The sequence below is a fragment of the Chryseobacterium hagamense genome (assembly GCF_007991455.1).
Classification (GTDB): Bacteria; Bacteroidota; Bacteroidia; order Flavobacteriales; family Weeksellaceae; genus Chryseobacterium; species Chryseobacterium hagamense.
The window spans coordinates 484803-504127 of the sequence record NZ_BJYJ01000001.1; the positions used below are offsets into that span (position 1 = coordinate 484803).

General features: G+C 42.7%; 15 protein-coding genes. 3 read left to right on the forward strand and 12 right to left on the reverse strand.

All coding sequences use genetic code 11. The annotated features are described in order from the left end of the window. Positions 1–40 precede the first annotated feature (40 nt). The 3 genes from CHA01nite_RS02105 to gyrA form a co-directional block, all read right to left on the reverse strand. Positions 41–877, reverse strand: coding sequence for a 1,4-dihydroxy-2-naphthoyl-CoA synthase (locus CHA01nite_RS02105; RefSeq protein ID WP_146939563.1), 837 nt, complete (start codon positions 875–877; stop codon positions 41–43). 1016 nt (positions 878–1893) lie between these two features. Further along, positions 1894–2931, reverse strand: coding sequence for a tetratricopeptide repeat protein (locus CHA01nite_RS02110; RefSeq protein WP_146939564.1), 1038 nt, complete (start codon positions 2929–2931; stop codon positions 1894–1896). 30 nt (positions 2932–2961) lie between these two features. Further along, the gene (gene gyrA / locus CHA01nite_RS02115) at positions 2962–5571 is read right to left on the reverse strand and encodes a DNA gyrase subunit A (protein WP_146939565.1); all 2610 of its coding nucleotides are present in this window, start codon (positions 5569–5571) and stop codon (positions 2962–2964) included. Positions 5572–5719: 148 nt separating this feature from the next. On the opposite strand from gyrA, the gene CHA01nite_RS02120 reads away from it, so the two are divergent. Next, positions 5720–6034, forward strand: a complete 315-nt coding sequence (locus CHA01nite_RS02120) for a DUF4286 family protein (protein WP_146939566.1) — start codon at positions 5720–5722, stop codon at positions 6032–6034. 96 nt (positions 6035–6130) lie between these two features. Here the strand turns inward: CHA01nite_RS02120 and CHA01nite_RS02125 are convergent, their stop codons facing one another. Next, positions 6131–6319 (reverse strand): hypothetical protein, encoded by a 189-nt coding sequence (locus CHA01nite_RS02125; RefSeq protein WP_146939567.1) that lies wholly within the window; start codon positions 6317–6319, stop codon positions 6131–6133. A 501-nt stretch (positions 6320–6820) separates the two neighbouring features. Further along, entirely contained in the window at positions 6821–7315 is a 495-nt protein-coding gene (locus tag CHA01nite_RS02130) for a GNAT family N-acetyltransferase (protein ID WP_146939568.1), read from the reverse strand. Between the two features lie 271 nt (positions 7316–7586). Here CHA01nite_RS02130 and CHA01nite_RS02135 point away from each other — a divergent pair, with 271 nt between their 5' ends. Continuing rightward, a complete protein-coding gene (locus CHA01nite_RS02135) occupies positions 7587–8153 on the forward strand; it encodes a hypothetical protein (RefSeq protein ID WP_146939569.1) in 567 nt (188 codons plus the stop codon). 33 nt (positions 8154–8186) lie between these two features. Here the strand turns inward: CHA01nite_RS02135 and CHA01nite_RS02140 are convergent, their stop codons facing one another. From CHA01nite_RS02140 to CHA01nite_RS02170, 7 genes are all read right to left on the reverse strand, one after another. Beyond that, the gene (locus CHA01nite_RS02140; RefSeq protein ID WP_146939570.1) at positions 8187–8321 is read right to left on the reverse strand and encodes a bacteriocin-like protein; all 135 of its coding nucleotides are present in this window, start codon (positions 8319–8321) and stop codon (positions 8187–8189) included. Between the two features lie 147 nt (positions 8322–8468). Further along, positions 8469–8873 (reverse strand): hypothetical protein, encoded by a 405-nt coding sequence (locus CHA01nite_RS02145; protein WP_146939571.1) that lies wholly within the window; start codon positions 8871–8873, stop codon positions 8469–8471. 856 nt (positions 8874–9729) lie between these two features. Beyond that, the gene (locus tag CHA01nite_RS02150) at positions 9730–10329 is read right to left on the reverse strand and encodes a hypothetical protein (RefSeq protein WP_146939572.1); all 600 of its coding nucleotides are present in this window, start codon (positions 10327–10329) and stop codon (positions 9730–9732) included. A 10-nt stretch (positions 10330–10339) separates the two neighbouring features. Beyond that, complete coding sequence (uvrA, locus tag CHA01nite_RS02155) at positions 10340–13171, reverse strand: excinuclease ABC subunit UvrA (RefSeq protein WP_146939573.1); 2832 nt, start codon at positions 13169–13171, stop codon at positions 10340–10342. A 428-nt stretch (positions 13172–13599) separates the two neighbouring features. Next, complete coding sequence (locus CHA01nite_RS02160; RefSeq protein WP_146939574.1) at positions 13600–15477, reverse strand: type VI secretion system baseplate subunit TssF; 1878 nt, start codon at positions 15475–15477, stop codon at positions 13600–13602. 25 nt (positions 15478–15502) lie between these two features. Then, positions 15503–15943, reverse strand: a complete 441-nt coding sequence (locus CHA01nite_RS02165) for a GPW/gp25 family protein (RefSeq protein WP_146939575.1) — start codon at positions 15941–15943, stop codon at positions 15503–15505. Positions 15944–16713: 770 nt separating this feature from the next. Further along, positions 16714–18126, reverse strand: coding sequence for an APC family permease (locus CHA01nite_RS02170; protein WP_146939576.1), 1413 nt, complete (start codon positions 18124–18126; stop codon positions 16714–16716). 637 nt (positions 18127–18763) lie between these two features. Here CHA01nite_RS02170 and CHA01nite_RS02175 point away from each other — a divergent pair. Further along, a complete protein-coding gene (locus CHA01nite_RS02175; RefSeq protein WP_146939577.1) occupies positions 18764–19273 on the forward strand; it encodes a DUF4920 domain-containing protein in 510 nt (169 codons plus the stop codon). Positions 19274–19325: the final 52 nt, after the last annotated feature.

Here is a 19325-nt window from a genome sequence, read left to right on the forward strand (position 1 = left end):
GAAAAATTGGCTCACTACCGATTACCGATTACTTATATTTTTAAGATATCCACTGGTCTTCTCCGAAGTCCGGCTTTCTTTTTTCCAGGAATGCGTTTCTTCCTTCTTTGGCTTCCTCGGTCATGTATGCAAGACGTGTCGCTTCGCCGGCAAACACCTGCTGGCCCACCATGCCGTCGTCGGTAAGGTTCATGGCAAATTTCAGCATCCTGATGGAAGTCGGTGACTTGGCAAGGATTTCCTGGGCCCACTCATAAGCGGTATCTTCCAGCTCGGCATGCGGAACCACTTTATTCACCATTCCCATTTCAAAAGCTTCCTGAGCAGAATAATTCCTGCCTAAGAAGAAAATCTCACGGGCTTTTTTCTGTCCGACCATTTTTGCCAGATACGCGGAACCATACCCTCCGTCGAAACTGGTGACATCCGCATCCGTCTGCTTGAAAATCGCGTGCTCCTCACTGGCTAAGGTCAGGTCACAAACCACATGAAGCGAGTGTCCTCCTCCTACGGCCCATCCCGGTACCACCGCGATGACCACTTTCGGCATGAAACGGATCAGCCGCTGAACCTCAAGAATATTCAGACGGTGTCTTCCGTCTTCTCCCACATATCCCTGGTGCCCTCTCGCCTTCTGGTCTCCCCCGCTGCAGAATGCCCAACCTCCGTCTTTAGGGCTTGGCCCTTCTCCGGAAAGCAGAACCACTCCGATGGAAGGGTCTTCATAAGCATCATAAAAAGCATCATACAATTCTGAGGTTGTCTTGGGCCTGAAAGCATTACGGATCTCCGGTCTGTTGAAAGCGATTCTCGCTACCCCATTGGATTTTTTATAGGTAATGTCTTCGTATTCTTTGGCGGTTTTCCACTCGATCATTTTTGTAAAAATTTTTCCCAAAGATACGGAATTGGAAAGAAATTTAACATGGATTTCAGGGGATTCCTCAGGAAAATTTAAGGTTTTTCGTAACCCGATCCATTAACAGGCCGGATGAATGGCCGAGCCGGTTCAGCTTCAAATGATTGCCTGGAAAGTTTCAGGACATTAAATCAAGGATGGAATTTATGTTCAGCTGAAATTCGGGATTTTGAACACGGAGAGCACGAAGACTTTTTTTATGCTATCTGTTTTAAGTTTCACCAAGCCGTTTTACTTACTAAGGATCGCAGAGTGATGTGAATTTTGACAAAGATTTATAATCTATGAAAATATAATTTATTGTGCAGAACTTTGAACACGGAGAACACGAAGATTTTTTTATGCTATCTGTTTTAAGTTTCACCAAGCCGTTTCACTTACCAGAGACCGCAGAGTGATATGAATTTTGACAAAGATTTATAATCTATTGCGCAGAACTTTGAACAAGGAGAGCACGAAGATTTTTTTGAATGCTACCTGTTTTTAAGTTTCACCAAGCCGTTTCACTTACTAGGGACCGCAGAGTGATATGAGCTACTGGAATGAGTTTAGTTTAAATTTTTTTTTTCCGGTGAGATTATCCGGATTAGTCTGATGAAAATTGATCAGTGCAAAACCTAAATTCAATGGGACAGACTTTGAACACGGAGCACGCAAAGATTTTTTTATGCTGTCTGTTTTTAAGTTTCACCAAGCCGTTTTACTTATTAGAGACCGCAGAGTGATATACGCTTTCTAGGGCCTTTAGTATAAAATTTTTTATTGGTGATATTATCTGGATTAAAAAATTTTTCCAATGATAAACGATTGCGGAATATTATGACTGTCAGGGGCTTAAATTGATCAAATGCTTACATTCACTTTTTTGGGTTGAATTCTAAACCTTAAACCTAAAACATTGAACTTTAAACCTAAAATAAAAACCGGAACATTACTGCTCCGGTTCTTTGAAATATCTGAGGTATTCCAAAAAATTATTTAGCCGGCTGTTTGGCCTGAAGCTCTGCTTCTTTAGCTTTCATTTCATTGAATTTGGCAGTATTCCTCGTCGTGTTATACATGTCTTTCAGAGTCTGAACGGCATTGATATCACCCGGCATGGTCTGGAACCATTTTTCAGCATACGGAATGGCTTTGTTGAATCTTTCCTTTCTTGCTTCAATCAGTTTTGTAGCATCGTCCGGTTTTGTTTTTCTTAAAGCATTAATTTCCGTTACTGCTTTTTCATCATCACCGATGGCTGCATAGACCAGGTTCTGATAAGCGTTTGCAAAATCAGGCTTCAGCTCGATTGCCTTCTGGAAAGAAGCCATTGCCTCATTCGTCGTTGCCGGACTTTTTGCCTGAAGTACACCTAAATTATACCAGTTGGTGGCATCGTTAGGATTTTTTGCCAACTGTTCTTTCAGGTTCTGCATAAATTTATCCGTGTTTCCGGATGCATAAAGCGCACTTCCCTGATATTCTTTCAGTTTCGTACTGTTCGGGAATTTAGCCAGGCCTTTTTCGATAAGGGCTAAAGCTTCGTCGTTCTTTTTGGCATTGATCAGTAATGTAGACAGTGTTTCATACAAGTCCTGCTCAACACTCGGAGACTGCTCGGTTTTGAAATCCGAATAGTCTTTCGAAGAAGTTTTCTTCAGAAGTTCCCACGTATTTTTATCATAGCTGGCAATCTGTCCTGTCTTATTGTCTTTTGCCGTATATGTGGTTTCAACACCGGTATATCCGGAATTGATCAGGTCCGTATATATTTTGGTAGCCTGAGGGATGTCATTAGCCAGCGCATAATTCAATCCTGAGTAATACATATATACTTTATTGTCCTGTCCGCTTGTTTTCAGGAGGTTATAAACATCCATAAACTTAGGAGCCGCCACTGCGTAATTTTTCGCATTGTATGCGTCCATGGCAGCTTTATTGGCTTCCTGCAGCTTAGCGTTTACATCATCTTTCTGTCCGAAAACAAAGGCAGATGCAACGAAAGCCATACCTAAAATCAGCTTTTTCATAATCACTATTTATATTAATTGATATTCGTTTTATTCTTCTTCCGAATCCGGGCCTTCTGTTTCTCCGTCAGGAGCCTGCTCTTCCTGTACTCCCGCATTTTCATCAGGGAAAAGTTCCGTAACTACTGCAGCTTCGCCATCAACAGATTCTTCCGTTGGCTCTTCACCGGTAATTTCATCTTCTACCTCCTTATCCATTTCTACTTTTGCAATGGCTGCAATTTCGTCATTTTTCTTAAGGTTGATCAGTTTCACACCCTGGGTATTCCTGCCCATTACCCTCATTTCATTCATATTCATCCGTATGGCAACCCCGGATTTGTTGATGATCATCAGCCCGTCCTCATCGGTTACGTTCTGGATCGCGATCAGGTTTCCTGTCTTTTCGGTGATGTTCAGGGTAATGACCCCTTTTCCGCCCCTATTGGTTTCCCTGTAGTCCAATACGGCCGTTCTCTTACCGTATCCTTTTTCAGATACCACGAGCACTGTTTCGGTTTCCAGGTCATTCACCACAATCATTCCGATCGCTTCATCATTTTCATCCATGCTGATTCCGCGTACCCCGATGGATCCTCTTCCTACTTCCCTTACTTTCTCTTCCGGGAAACGGATACATTTACCGTTTTTGGTCGCGATCATGATCTGAGAATTTCCGTTGGTAAGGTATGCCCCTAACAACTGGTCATTGTCCCTGATTTCGATGGCATTCACCCCGTTTACCCTTGGTCTTGAATAAGCTTCAAGAGACGTTTTCTTAATGGTTCCGTTTTTGGTTACCATAACAACGCTCATCTGGTTCACGTATTCGGAATCTTTCAGGTTGTTGGTTCTGATGTATGCTTTAATCTTATCATCCGGCTCAATATTGATCAGGTTCTGTACCGCTCTTCCCTTTGCCGTTTTGGAACCTTCCGGAATTTCAAACACCCTCAGCCAGTAACATCTTCCTTTTTCGGTAAAGAACAGCATGTACTGGTGGTTGGTAGCCGATACGATGTACTCCAGGAAGTCGGCATCCCTTGTGGTGGCCGCTTTGTTTCCTACACCGCCCCTGCTCTGGATCTTATATTCGGAAAGCGAAGTTCTTTTGATGTATCCGGCATGGGAAATGGTAAGCACTACCGATTCGTTCGGGATGATGTCTTCGATCGACATTTCACCACCGGAATAATCGATCTCGGTTCTTCTGTCGTCGCCGTATCTTTCTTTTACTTCAATTAATTCGTCTTTGATGATCTGGAATCTTCTCGGTTCGCTCGCCAGGATGTCTTCAAGGTCATCAATTTCTTTCATTATGGCATCATATTCGTCACGGATCTTATCCAGCTCCATTCCGGTAAGGCGGGCAAGACGGAGATCAAGAATGGCCTGTGCCTGAAGCTCGGAAAGTTCGAATGCCTCGATCAGCCCTTCCTTCGCCGCCTGCGGGTTGGAAGAGTGACGGATGATGGAAATTGCCCGGTCCAGGGAATCCTGGGATCCGATCACTTTCATGAATCCTTCCAGGATGTGTGCCCTTTCCCTTGCTTTCCTAAGCTCGAACTGCGTTCTCCTTACGATCACTTCATGCCTGTGCTCCACGAAATGGTGGATGATATCTTTCAGGTTCAGCTGTTCCGGTCTTCCGTGAACCAAAGCGATGTTGTTTACACTGAAAGAAGTCTGAAGTGATGTATATTTATATAGCAGGTTCAGGACTACGTTAGGAATCGCGTCATTTTTCAGTTCGTAAACGATACGCAGACCTCTACGGTCAGATTCATCCCTGATTTCGTAAATACCCGGAATTTTGTCGTCTTTTACCAGATCGGCGGTCCTGGCGATCATTTCCGCCTTGTTTACCTGATACGGAACTTCGTTAACGATGATGGCGTTCCGGTTTCCGATTTCTTCGAATGCCACCTTAGCCCGGAGCACCACTCTTCCTCTTCCGGTGTGGAAAGCATCCCTCACCCCGTCGTACCCATAAATGATTCCGCCGGTAGGGAAATCCGGAGCGATGATGTGCTGCATCAGCTCATCGATGGTAATTTCTTTATTATCGATATAAGCGCAGATCGCGTTTACGGATTCGGAAAGGTTGTGCGGTGCCATATTGGTTGCCATCCCTACGGCAATACCGGAGGTTCCGTTGACCAGAAGATTCGGGATTTTAGAAGGCAGAACCGTCGGTTCCTGTAAACTGTCGTCGAAGTTGTTCTGAAAATCTACCGTTTCCTTATCTAAGTCCGACAGGATTTCATCGGAGATTTTTTTCAGCCTTGCTTCGGTATAACGCATCGCTGCAGGCGGGTCGCCGTCCATGGAACCGAAGTTACCCTGCCCGTCTACCTGGGGATAACGGAGGCTCCAGTCCTGGGCCATTCTCACCATCGCATCGTATACGGAAGAGTCGCCGTGCGGGTGATACTTACCCAGAACGTCTCCTACAATTCTTGCAGATTTCAGATATTTTCTATTCGAAAAAACCCCTAATCCATACATACCGTAAAGCACTCTTCTATGAACGGGTTTCAAGCCGTCCCTTACATCCGGTAACGCTCTGGAAACGATAACCGACATCGAATAATCGATATAAGACGATTTCATTTCATCAACAATGTTGATAGGAATCAGTCTTTCTCCTTCTTTTTGCATAAACAAATTTATTATAATGATATTCAGACCCTTATCGGCATGTCTGAAAATTATTTATTCCCCTTTTTTAATAACGGGCTAATTTACGAAAAATTTGCCGATTTTTGCGGTAAATTTTATCTAAAGAATCTTAAAAATTCATAAAAACATGAGCGTATTAAGTATAACTTTTCACTGTACGAAAAACCGGCTTGAAGAATGGGAAAATTATGTGGACGAAACCCTGGTTCTCATGACGGAAAATCTGATGGACGTGAGCCAGTACATGCTTTCTGAGGTGCACAGCGACTACATTGAAGAGGGTAAAAATTATAACCTTCTCCTTATTTTTGATACCGAAGAAGTGAGGGAGGATTTCATTAAAAGCGAAATGGAAAATATCGCAGAAAGGGTTGAAGCAAAATTCGGACAGGAAGTCATGATTTTCAATACCCTGCTGAACCCAAAAAAATTGAAATTGTAAAAAAACTGGATCAGGGCTGAGACTGAGATTCAGGCTGTGTTTATGGCTGATAACAATAATCCCCGGAGAAGTGTTTCCTCCGGGGATTTTCATAAGTTACGATTTCTTTATCATCGATTTTCTTTCAAAAATTAAATCTGCCTTTACCGCGTCGAAGTTTTTATCCATCATTCCGTGCGGTCTTCTTGGCGGTTGCGGTGGTCTTGGTGGTCTTGGCGGCGGGTGGCAGGCACTGGTGGCATACGCCAGGATAAACGCTCCGAAAATTTTCAGTAAAGATTTCATATTGTTTTGTTTTTGATTCGGTATACCTTAATCAATGCAGATGCCAATATCTCGTTTTACCGGAAATTCAGCAAAAGAAAAAGCACTGACCTATGTTCAGTGCCTATGTATCTATCTGCGTCTTACAACGACTACAGGCCGGCTGTAATAAACCCGGTGGGGTCTTGAATAATATCTTTGCCTTACAGGCCTGTAGTGGGGCCTTTTATAGAAGTGACCGGGTGGCCTGCGGTATCTTACGGTTTTGTAATGAGGCCTGTGAGGCCTGTGATAATGATGTCTTTTCGGTCCGTGTCCGCGACCATGCCCCCACTGGATCGGGGAAGCCTGGTAATACGCCAGGGAAAAAACAAAGACAAGTAATCCTAAAATTTTAGTCAGCACCTTCATAATATATTATTTTCAAATTACATGATAGAATGCAGCAATACCGGTGCCAGTAAACGATTACAGGTAATCACTTCTCATTTTTTAAGAAATTTTATTATTTTTTCTGAATTTTCAGAGTACCGTTTTGCTTCTTCTTTCCAGCATGATAACGTCCTTCCATTCACCGTTGAGCTTTCCTATTTTGTTTCTCGTTCCTACCATATGGAAGCCGCTTTTCAGATGGGCTTTCAGTGCTGCCTGGTTTTCAGGGAAAATATTGGTCTGCAAAGTCCAGAACCCGTGGTCTTCGCTGTCGAGAATCACTTTTTTAAGCAGGACTGCGCCCAATCCTCTGTTCTGGTAATCCCTGTCAAAATAAATGCTAACTTCCGCCACCCCTTTGTAGCTCTCCCTTCTGCTCACGGGCCTCAGGGCGCACCAGCCTACGACTTCCTGATTTTCATTTTCCAGTACCCAGCGGCAGTCGTGCAGGTAATCCATATCCCAGACCTCATCGGAGGGGACGGTAGTCTCAAAAGTAGCAATTCCACTGTCGATCCCCTGTTGGAAAATCTCCAGAACCCGGCTTTCATCTTCGGGCAGCATTTCTCTCAGTTCGTAATTCATAGTTGTAAATGATATTTTATTTCTTAATTCATGACTGTCAGGTCAGCTGCAGTAACCCTGAATATAAATATTGTACCAAGCCTTTATCAAAACTCCTTATGATCCTCAGAAAAAATTTTATCTGGTTATAAATATACAGTGCTGCGATTTGAAAAAGATTTAATCTGTACGATCTCATACTGTGCAGAATTTTATTTACTTTTGAAAATAAAAAATATTCAGGGTTATGATCTTTAAACTTTAATTTTAACAACTCATCCAAAAACAGACCATGAAGAAATTATTTATTTATTTCAGCCTTTTCCTTTTTCTTTTCAGCTGTAAGAAAAACGATTCCGGGTTGAAGGCGCAGGAGCCTGATGCGGAAGTAACCCAGGTGCTTGTAAAATTTTACAGCCAGTACGGCCGGTCCGGTAAAGCACTTTATAACCAGCCGGTTGCCCATGGATTGTTTACGCCGCAGATCAGGAAGGAGATCGAAGAAATCGTAAAGGCATCAAAAGAGGATATCGAACGCATTAAGAAAAGCGCACATCCCGAAGATAAGCCGCTGCTTTTGGAAGGATCAGTTTTTACAAGTCTGTACGAAGGTTATACGAAATATCAGATCGGGCCGGTAGAAATCCGGACGATCAAACCGAATATCAGAACGGCGGATGCGGTGATTGAATTTAAAAATACGGATGTTGCCCCAAAAATGGCGTGGAGAGAAAAGGTGCACCTCATCAATACTTCGGGTGCGGGTTGGGAAATCGACAACATCACTTTTGATAAAATTGCACAGGTCAAGGATCTGAAGACAAAACTGAATGACCTCCGTGCTGAATTCAGGAAATAAAAGGAAAGGTTGCCGGTGGGCAACCTTTTACTTTTACGGACATTGCGCAATCGGAACTTCGCTGCAAACCGTTTTATTGAGCCTTTCGCAATACACACAATACTTTTTGGGCTGTCCGCCATACACCGATTTCAAATCGGTCTTACTAAGTCTTTTTAGATTTTTCATATTGTTTTAATTTTGATAATCCTAAGTTAAACGGATTTATTTTAAGATTATTGCAGAATTATGTTTAAAGTTTTCATTGTCTGCAGGCTAAAAAAGAAAGCCATACAGAATCTGCATGGCTTCGTATAAAAATTTTATGAATGTTTTTTATCTGTTGTCGATTTCTACGGTCACCGGCATTACATACGTGTAAGCTACCAGATTATCGCTGAGTTTGTTCCGGTCCACTTTATAATCCAGTTCGCTTAAAACAGTCTCAATCTCCCTGCTCACGCTTTTGCAGTCGCCGCTGGAATGAACGTTTACGATTTTCCCTTTCCTGGAAATATCAAATTTAACCACGGAGTTGACCAAACCCTGCTTATAGTCGGTATTGGTAAAATCAAAATTATTGATTAACCGGGTTCTTATATCATTAAAAGTATCGCTTTTGCTGAGCTGAACTTCCTGAATGGTATTATCGGTTACGGTCTGTGCCTTCACAATATTCATGACATTCATTAATCCAAAAAGAAAAAGAGAAACGATGCCTATCTGAATTTTATTTTTCATAACGTTTTGGTTTTAAATAGTATACTACAGTTGTTTTTTATCTCTTAACCAAAGTTATTAAAAATATTCATACTAAATTCACATTCAGTTAACATTCAATTAACATTAGAATACAATGTATTGATTTACAGTATTATAAATTTTAAAAAGAGATGAAAATTTAATATTGGACATTAAAATTTAACGGTTATAACAGCATCGACGCTAAATCAGTCCCTTAGATCTGCTTAAATTTAGTCCTAATTTTTACCCTTAATAAATAAAGTCGTACAGCTTGAAAAAAAAACAATGTATTGGCTGGCATCCGTATCCGCTTAATTTTGAAAATGATCTTTTAATTCAGAAATTTAAGAGAAATGTCAGAAAGTCTTTAAATTAACGTGAATTCGAGGTACAAAACGCAATATAAAGGCTGGAAGAGGGAAGCCGGATGCCGGAAGTTTCTCTTGTCAGACATAGGATTAAAGATCCTGATCATCAAACTGAATAGTTGATCGCTTTATCAGAGGAGTTCTTATTCAATCCTGAATAACCGGCCTTTTTTTCAATTAAGGATGGATTTCTCTTGTTTTTAAAGTCCTGAAAGGACGGCTTAGTACAGGATTGGATAAATTTCCTGTCAGAAGTATAAACCGTATATTATTTATAAAGCTAAACAGGCCTGTAAATTTTCAGTATCTTGGTTTTACAATGAAAATACCAGAAAATAGAAATGCATAAAACGAGAATAAAATATTTTCGTTTAAAAAAAGCAAATATATTCATGGAGCTAATTTATGATGCTTGAGTTTCCGGCTAATAAATATAAAAAAGGAATCTGCATTCACAAATTCCTTTTTACAGTTAGGCTGATTTTCTAAAACCCCTCAATAATACGTCTGTTTTCCAGCTCGTCAATAATGAATTTTGCGTCGCTTTCACTAATGTATTTCATTTCATACAGCCAATGAATTCTGCTGATCTGGGTATGAGCAGGAATCAGATTATCTACCCGGTAATATTCTTTTAAGAAAAACTGCTTTTTATGTTCTTTTATATGTGTAATAAAAGCATCCACTTCAGACATTTCTTTTTTTGCATAAGAAAAAACCAGCGGTTTGGATGCCGTAAGACTTTTAGCGTTTTCTCTTTTAAATTCATTATTGCATAATGCCGTTACAATTAAAGAAGGTGTCAGGGCAATTATAAAAACAATCATCCCGATAGTCTGGGAAAACTGATAGTTTTCGTTTATATAAATGGTGAATAATATCGAATTGATAAGCATTGAGATTACAATTCCGATCAGCACCGGATCTTTGCTTTTTCTGAATACCGTTTCGTCAAACTGGATATCCGGAAAATACACTTTATATTCGTTGATTTCCTTTGCAAAATTATTCTTTACCAATATGCCGTCTTCCTGAATTTCAAAATATTTTGAATTCCGCCCATCCTTCTGTGCTAATTTTATCATCTGAAAAATATTACTCCAATTCCCTTTTCAGGAACTTCCCTGTTAAACTCTTCTTCGATTTCACGATTTCCTCGGGGGTACCCTGGGCGACGATCTGGCCGCCGTGCTTTCCACCTTCGGGACCGACATCGATGATGTGGTCGGCGAGTTTGATAACGTCCATATTATGTTCGATGATGATGAAGGAGTTTCCAAGTTCCACCAACCGGTTGATGGCATCCATCAGGATTTTCACGTCTTCGAAGTGGAGTCCGGTGGTCGGTTCATCCAGAATGTACAGGGTATTTCCGGTCTGTCTTTTAGCGAGTTCGGTAGCCAGCTTGATCCGTTGGGCTTCCCCTCCGGAAAGCGTAGTGGACTGCTGCCCCATTGTAATGTAGCCCAACCCGACATCCTGCAGGGTCTTAACCCTGGAAAAGATCTTCGGAATCGGCTGGAAAAATTCCACGGCTTCATCAATCGTCATATCCAGGACATCGGAAATCGATTTTCCTTTGTAGCGGACTTCCAGGGTTTCCCGGTTAAACCGTTTTCCGTTGCAGGTCTCACAGTGTACATAGACATCCGGCAGGAAATTCATTTCAATGACTTTCAGACCGCCGCCCTGACAGGTTTCGCATCTTCCGCCCTTTACATTGAAGGAGAACCTTCCCGGCTTGTAGCCACGGATCTTGGATTCCGGCAGTTCAGCAAAAAGGTTCCGGATGTCCGTAAACATTCCGGTATAGGTTGCCGGATTGGAACGCGGCGTCCTTCCGATCGGTGTCTGGTCTACATCCACGATTTTGTCGATGTGCTCCAGGCCTTCGATTTTTTTGTACGGCAAAGGTTCCTGCACCGCTCTGTAGAAATGTTTGTTCAGAATCGGATAAAGGGTTCCGTTGATCAGGGAAGATTTTCCGCTTCCGGAGATCCCGGAGACTACAACCAGTTTTCCTAAAGGAATATCAAGGGTAACATTTTTAAGGTTGTTTCCCGTGGCACCTTTCAGGATGATATGTTTCCCGCTTCCTTTTCTTCTTTCTGCAGGGATTTCGATCTTTCTTTTTCCGTTGATGTACTGGGCCGTAATGGTATCGGCTTTTACCAGATCTTTCGGTTTCCCCTGCCACAGGATTTCCCCACCGAATTTCCCGGCTCTCGGACCTACATCCAGCACCTCATCGGCTTCGAGAATCATATCTTTGTCGTGTTCCACCACCAAAACGGAGTTTCCGATATCTCGGAGATTCTTCAACGAATTGATCAGCCGTTCGTTGTCCCTCTGGTGAAGCCCGATACTCGGTTCATCCAGGATATATAAAACGTTCACCAGCTGGGAGCCGATCTGGGTTGCCAGACGGATCCGTTGGGACTCCCCTCCCGAAAGCGTTCTTGAACTCCTGCTTAAACTCAGGTAATCCAACCCGACATCCAGCAGAAACTGCAGCCTGGTTTCGATTTCCTTTAAGATTTCATAAGCGATGATCGCATTTTTCTCGGAGAATTTATCTTTAATATCAGCCAGCCATTCTTTGAGATCAATTAAGCTCAGCGCGTTGACCTCAGCGATATTCCTGCCGTCGATCTTAAAGCTTAAGCTTGAAGGCTGAAGACGGGTTCCTTTACATTCCGGGCAGGTTTCTTCCGTTGTGAAATGCCTTTCCAAAAGGATCGCCTCGTAAGATTCCCTTTCCTCGATAATTTCTTCCATGAAAGAGATCAGACCGTCGAAACTGATTTTTATTTTTTTGGTAATGCCTGCATATTTAAGGTCTTTATTGAACTCCTTATGGCAGCCGTTGTAGATATAATCCAGTGCTTCTTCCGGAACGTCCTTCATCGGCGTTGCCATTCCAAGACCGAAAATCTCCAGGATATTTTTAATCTGTGCCAGGATCCATTTGTTGGATTTCAGATCTTCCAGCGGAAGCAGACCGCCCTGATTGATCGACAGCTTCGGGTTTTCTACAAAGTAATCGGTATTGATCTTTTTGATCGTTCCCAATCCTTTACAGCTCGGGCAGCTTCCTTTCGGTGAGTTGAATGAAAAAGTATTCGGCTCCGGCAATGCCAGGGAATGTCCGGTTTCGGCATCCATCAGGTTTTTGGAAAAATACTCGATATCCTTGCTTCCCAGCTTCTGGATCCCGATCAGGCCTTCCCCCATTTCCATGGCCGTCCGCAGAGATTTTTCCATTCTGGCTTCGGAAGCGGATTCTCCGATGATCCAGCGGTCGATCACGATATCGATGTCGTGGGTTTTGTAACGGTCCAGTTTCAGATCGTATTCAATATCCTGCAGCTCACCGTCGATCCTCGCCTGTCCGTAGCCTTTTTTGGCCATCTGTACAAAAAGTTCATGGTAATGCCCTTTTCGGGATCTTACAACCGGTGCCGTCAGCATGATCTTCTCACCCTTGTAATTTTCTTTAATGGTGCTTAATATCTGATCTTCGGTGTAGCTTACGAGCTTCTTTCCGGTGGTCTGCGAATAGGCATCCGAAACCCTGGCGAACAGCAGACGGAGGAAATCATAGAGCTCGGTCACGGTTCCAACTGTTGAACGCGGGTTTTTATTGGTGGTTTTCTGCTCGATGGCGATTACCGGAGAAAGTCCTTCGATCTTATCGACGTCGGGACGCTCCAGTCCGCCCAGAAACTGCCTCGCATAAGCCGAAAACGTTTCGATATACCGGCGCTGGCCTTCCGCAAAAATGGTATCAAAGGCCAAAGACGATTTTCCGCTTCCCGAAAGACCGGTAATCACGACCAATTCGTTACGCGGGATTTTTACATTGATGTTTTTCAAGTTGTGTTCACGGGCTCCGTAAACTTCAATATATTCTGTTGATTTACTCATAATTCGGAGTGATTTTACCTGAAAATCACGCTGTGCAAAATTACGGAATTTTATGGAATTTACGGTGTTAAAAAGTGTTAGGAATTTACAGGTTCCCGGTCATCCGCCAAAGGCTGAAAAAATCTTTTGCACAACCGATTAACAGGCAGAATAATTCTTCTCCAACTTCATGCCATAAATGGATGGTTTAGATTGAATGAAGTTTAAACCATTAAGAGGTATTCAGGGTTTAAGTTCCGTTAAGATAAAATCCAGGATTTTATTCAGCTTTCTGATTAAAACGGAGCTCAGCTTAATTTCTCTCAAATCCTTCATAAACCTTAATGGTTTTGGATTACATATTACTCAGATTTAAATACATAAAAAAAATCTGCGAAACCCGCTAAATCTGCGTGAGTATATTCAAAAATCTTATTGATTAAAATAGATTAATTAAAATCCAGGTCTTCATTGGTGACTTTAACGCGGTATTCAATTCCGTCGATGGCTTTGGAGATGATCTGGTTGCGGAGAACGTTCGCCATATTTTCCCAGTAGGCCCTTCCGTAGAAGGAATAGTTCTGCGGGACAACATCTACATCCACCGTCCGGATAAATCCTTCCTTCGGTCTGTTGCTGATCATGGTTCCGCGGGTTACCCTTACTTCTTTCAGTTCGTCCTTAAGGACCATCCGGCAATAATTCTTCACATCTTCCAGGGAAATGATTTTATCCCGGGTCGTAAGAGCATATTTGTAAGCCTGAATGCTGTCTGTCCCTTTCTGCTCTTCAGCTCCGCCAATGGTTTCCGTCAGCAGCACCAGCGTCTGGGATTTGATCTGGTTGGAAAGTTCCGTTCCCGGGCGGAGATGATTGGCCAGCGTAGCGTGGGTAATCCAGAAGGCTGCATACGTATGGTCGGTTTTATCCACCGGTTCCATAATGACATAGTTCAGCTCCTGCTTTACGTTTCTTTTGGCATTGTTCACTTTCTGTACCATTGATTTCATCTTGTCGGACATTTCACTGAGCACACCTTTTACGTTATCCCGGTTCAGCAGGGAAAAAGCGGCGATCTCATCTCTCGTCAGTTCAAGAACGTTGGCAATCATATCAACGGCATTCCGGTTGGTGAACCGCTCCATCCCTCCTTTTCTTACCGTGTATAATCCTTTTCTCAGATCATCGGTCGGGGTAAAAGGAATTTCGGTATACTTTCTTCCTTCTCCATCCTGTACCTCATCAACATACAGGAAATGTTCACCTTCATCCGTAACCAGCGGAATATTATTCCCCATAATATCCAGGCTGTACTCTGTTTTTTTCCAGCCCCGGTTGTAAATAGGAAACGCATTCAGCACAAATGAGAAATTATCCAGGATTTCTGCCGAAAACTGGGGCGGGAATTCCAGGGTCAGCCATAAATATCTTTTCCCGTCGATGTATTTCAGGATTTCTTCTTTATAATCAACGAAGTCCAGATTGTCCGGCAGCTTACCCGCTTCGGAAAACAGGGAACTTGAAATTCCGGAGATCTCGATAAATTTATGATGGTAAATGCTTTTTATATCCTCAATGATTTTATTCTGAATGGACTGTTCCCGGAACATCTGCTCATAGCCGTCGGGCTGGCTGTTTTTATAATAGGTCAGTCCTTCTTTTACAAATAAAGGATTTCCATTGCTTGAAACCGAGATATAAGGCAGAAGCTTGTACGTAAAATCCAGATGCTCGAAAGCAGGGTTTGAGCAGAAGACGCTTATGTCTTTAGGAAAGGTTTCGTTGCTGTATTTCGAAACATCGACGCCTATGGTTACTCTACGGTAATCTTCCGGCTTTCCCTGGAATCTGGCAATCGGGATTTTATTGAGCCGCTCATCGATTCCGTAGCAGGTATTACCGACAAACATAACAGAGGTCTGTGCCTTATTGAGGCGTATGTTTCCAATGGGAGTAAACGGAATATTAATCTGCTTATCCGACTCCGATTTTATGGTTGATGTCACCTGCTTCCTGAAAAAGAATTCGGTATGTTCCAGCAGCATTTCCGATGATTCGTACGGCTGGGTAAAAGCAATGGCGTGGGAAGGAATTGGATGGGTATAAATAGACGGCGTCAGCAGTTTAGCCAGCTTTTCCAGGATCCGGGCATTGACGGTCTGGATTTCGTTATTGGCTTTAAAGACTTCCGTGCTGAAGGCATCAATGAGTAATTTCACAAAAGGGTCCAGCGACTGCGGGCTTTTCAGGCCCCACACCTTGGTGGCATTCTGAAGCATTCTTGCTTTTACGGACTCTTTGGAATAGATATTCTGGTCTAAATTCATAATTGGTGGTTATAGCTTAAGAAAATTAATCGATTGACATCGGGCTGAGGAAAAGCTCGGTAGAAAAGCTGAAACGTTCCCCGGAGTGCTCCATTTTGGCATTGATGGCGATCTTTACTTTCTTCTTGATTTCAGTATGTTCTTTGGTGTCATAATTATGTTCCACGATCTGGACGTGCGCATCGATCTGCGGCTGTACGATCCGGGGCTCATATTCCTGGATCTGCCTTTTTAAGCTTTTAATAAAAACGGCTTCCCAGACTGCGCTGGTAATCCCGTTGTCAAACTCAAGGCTCCAGACATCGTTCCCGTAATTGTCATCATAGCGGTTTTCGCCTTTTTTGGTGGTAATCAGAAGCATGATGTTGTGGGCAATGCTCTCTCCCATGTCGCAGGTGTCGATGCTTCCTCCTTCCGTCATGAGTGCTGCCGGAACAAAGGGCATCCTGTAATTTGGTGTATCCATGATATCAACTTCTTTATTTTTTTCCGTAATTTCCGTTTACCTGAAAAAGAAATACCAATTTAATCATTTTCCCTGAGAAAAGGAATGGCAGAAAGGAAAATTTGTCGGATAAATGGTGAATTTTTATTGCCGGAAAAATTCACAAGCGCAGCGGATTGACCATTGGCTATTGGCTACCCGTCAAAAATTCTTTTTTAATTTTCCACAACCCCGGTTTCGGAGGGGAATTGCGGTTGAAGGTGTTGTCGGGATACGCAAAGGCGCAATTTCTTCTTTAGAATACTAACGTTTTAAGAAGCAAAGAATTTGACGCTGTCAAATTTTAATATTGCTACTACTTACCTCTGAAATTTTGTTCTTTTCAAAATCGGCAGCATTCAATTTTATCTGAGATAAAATCGTTGCGTCTTTTTTGCGCAACGTATTTCACAAGCCTTTCGCGCCTTTGCGTGTTCCAACATCAACCACACTCTAAGATTGAACCTTCACTTACGTAGCAAAATTGACCATTTGCTATTTTGTCGGATGAGGCCAAGGCGCGCAGATGATAGGAAAGCCAGCATTTTAAGGCGCAGGGAATTTGACGATGTTAATTTTTTTTTACCGATGATACTAATATTTTACATTTTGTTCTTTTAAAAGCGGCGGCGTTCAATTTTTATCATGGATAAAATCGTTGCGTCTTTTCGCGCACGTATTTCAGAAGCCTCTCGCAGCCTTATGTTCCGGCATGAATGAAAAAAGCTGCCACTATACGGACAGCTTTGAAATTATTCAGTTTTTTTTTTCATATTGATGAAATAGTAGACCGGCAGTCCGAGCAGGACCATCAGGAAACCGGGCCAGGTGTATTGCTGTTTGTAGATCAACAGTAAAATACAGAAACCTGCTCCTATCAGTAAATAAATGACCGGAGTTACCGGATAAAGCCATGTTTTGTACGGCCTTTCCAGATCCGGCTGCTTAATTCTCAGATAGATGACGCCGAATACCGTAATCATATAAAATAAAACAATCACAAAAGAAATCATATCCAGGAGGTTTCCGTACTGCCCGCTCAGGCAGAGCAGCGAAGCCCAGATACCCTGCATCCAGAGGGCATTGGCCGGAACGTGATTTTTATTGTTCTGTTCGGCCTGCTTAAAGAACATCCCGTCTTTGGCCATGGTCTGGAACACCCGTGCTCCCGCCAGGATCAGTCCGTTGTTACATCCGAAAGTAGAGACCATCACCAATACCGCGATAATGGCGGTTCCTGCACTTCCGAAAATAAAGTGGGAAGCCGCCACGGCTACCCTGTCGTTTCCGGCAAATGCAATGGAATCCCGGTCCAGGGCATTCAGGTAGACATAATTGACCGCAATATATAAAATCATTACGGCTGAGGTTCCGTAGATCATTGATTTGACCACATTCTTTTTAGGATTCTCAATTTCACCGGAAACGAAAGTTACGCTTTCCCAGGCCACGGAACTGAAAACAGAGCCGACCATGGCAGCAGCAATGCCACCAAGCAAAGCCATTCCACCAATGGGTTCCCAGCCTTCTTTAAGGAAATTTCCTAATGGATCTTTTTTAAGGTTGCTGAAAGCATCGTAGCCGAAACTGAAATTTTCCGCCAGATGGGAAAAATCAACCAGAATAAATCCGGCAGCAATCAGCCCCAGCAGGGCCAGGATTTTTGAACCCGTAAAAATATTCTGTAACAGTTTTCCGCTTTCAACCCCTCGGGTATTGATATAAGTGAGGACCAGAATAACGGCGATGGCTAAGATCTGAATCCAGGTGATCATGAATTCCCCGCTCCGGAAAATCGGAGCTGCGTCATTTAAGGAAGGAATAAGATAGGCGGTGAATTTACCGAAGGCTACCGCTACGGCCGCAATGGTACCGGTCTGGATTACCGTAAACAGGCCCCAGCCGTAAAGAAAGCCCATCCTTCTGCCGAAGATCTCTTTAAGATAAGTATATTGCCCGCCGGCTTTGGGAAACAGTGCCGAAAGTTCCCCATAGCTGATCGCTGCTGCCACCGTCATGACTCCCGTGATGATCCAGACGACAATCATCCAGAATCCCGAACCGAGGTTCCGCATCATATCGGCGGACACAATAAAAATCCCGCTTCCGATCATCGATCCCATTACCAGCATAATGGCATCCCAAAGTTTTAGTTTTTTCTGCATATTTGAATATAGATTCCAAATATAAATAAATATCAGCTTGTTTTTTTATTCCGCCTGAAATTAAAGGACTGGAAGAGAAAAGCCGGATGCCGGAAGTTTTCCTGCCAAAATATAAGCCTGGTCAGATCGGAAAATTATATTTGAAGTCAGTACTTCCATCTTAGCCCCGATTGCAGTGGAAATCCTTTTTTGAAAAAAAAGATTGCAACGGAAAGCGGGAAAAAGCTCCAAAAGAAAAAAAGCTGACGGATCCAATCGATTTCAAATCCTATCCGGTGGAATGAATCATTTTAGCCGGAGCAAAGTAATTAACGTGAACCCGAAGCAGAATCCGGATCAGAAGGCCAAAAAGGGATTCGGGCTACCTGAAGCTTTTTGTGCTACTATGACACTCAGCAGAATTGATTATAAATGAACTTATCCGGGATTTCACAGAGAGAGAGAGGCGTTTTTTAATTTTATACAGGAACGTGAACTTTACTTTCCATTTTTATAACCGATCAATATCAATTGAAATACCATAGAATTCACCTTAAGATAAATAATTCGAAAACCGGAATGACGGCCTGTTTTTAATCAAGTTTTTAACGATTTTGAGATTCGGAATTTATTAGTACTTTTGAAAAAAATATTAAAAATGAAATTCAAAGCGATATTATTTGCAGCAGCCATGAGTGCTTCGTCATTAGCTTTTGCGCAGGAAGCTGAAAAATTCGGTCCGCCTGCAGGAAACGCACTGGTCGGGGATGTTTACGGTGGCGGTGTGGCTTCAAATACCGAATCCAAAGCCATCTCTGTAGACAAACTGAGCAAAAAGCTTAAAAAAGAAAATAAAAAAGTAGAGAACATTGCCGTAAAAGGAAAAGTAACGGATGTCTGCGATAAGAAAGGATGCTGGCTGACCATCCAGACGGAAGACAATTCCCGGTTCTTTGTAAAAATGAAGGATTATGCGTTTTTTGTTCCGACGGCTCTGAAAGGCAAGACCGTAGTTATGGACGGAACAGCGGAAAGGAAGGTAACTTCCGTGGACGAACAGAAGCACTACGCTGAGGATGCCAAAAAACCGAAAGCGGAAATCGACGCCATTACTGCCCCGAAAGAGGAAATCCGTTTCGTAGCCAACGGAATTAAAGTGGTCAATTAAGAATCGAAGAGATCAACTCAGCACAAAAACAAAAGCGGAACATCAATGTATT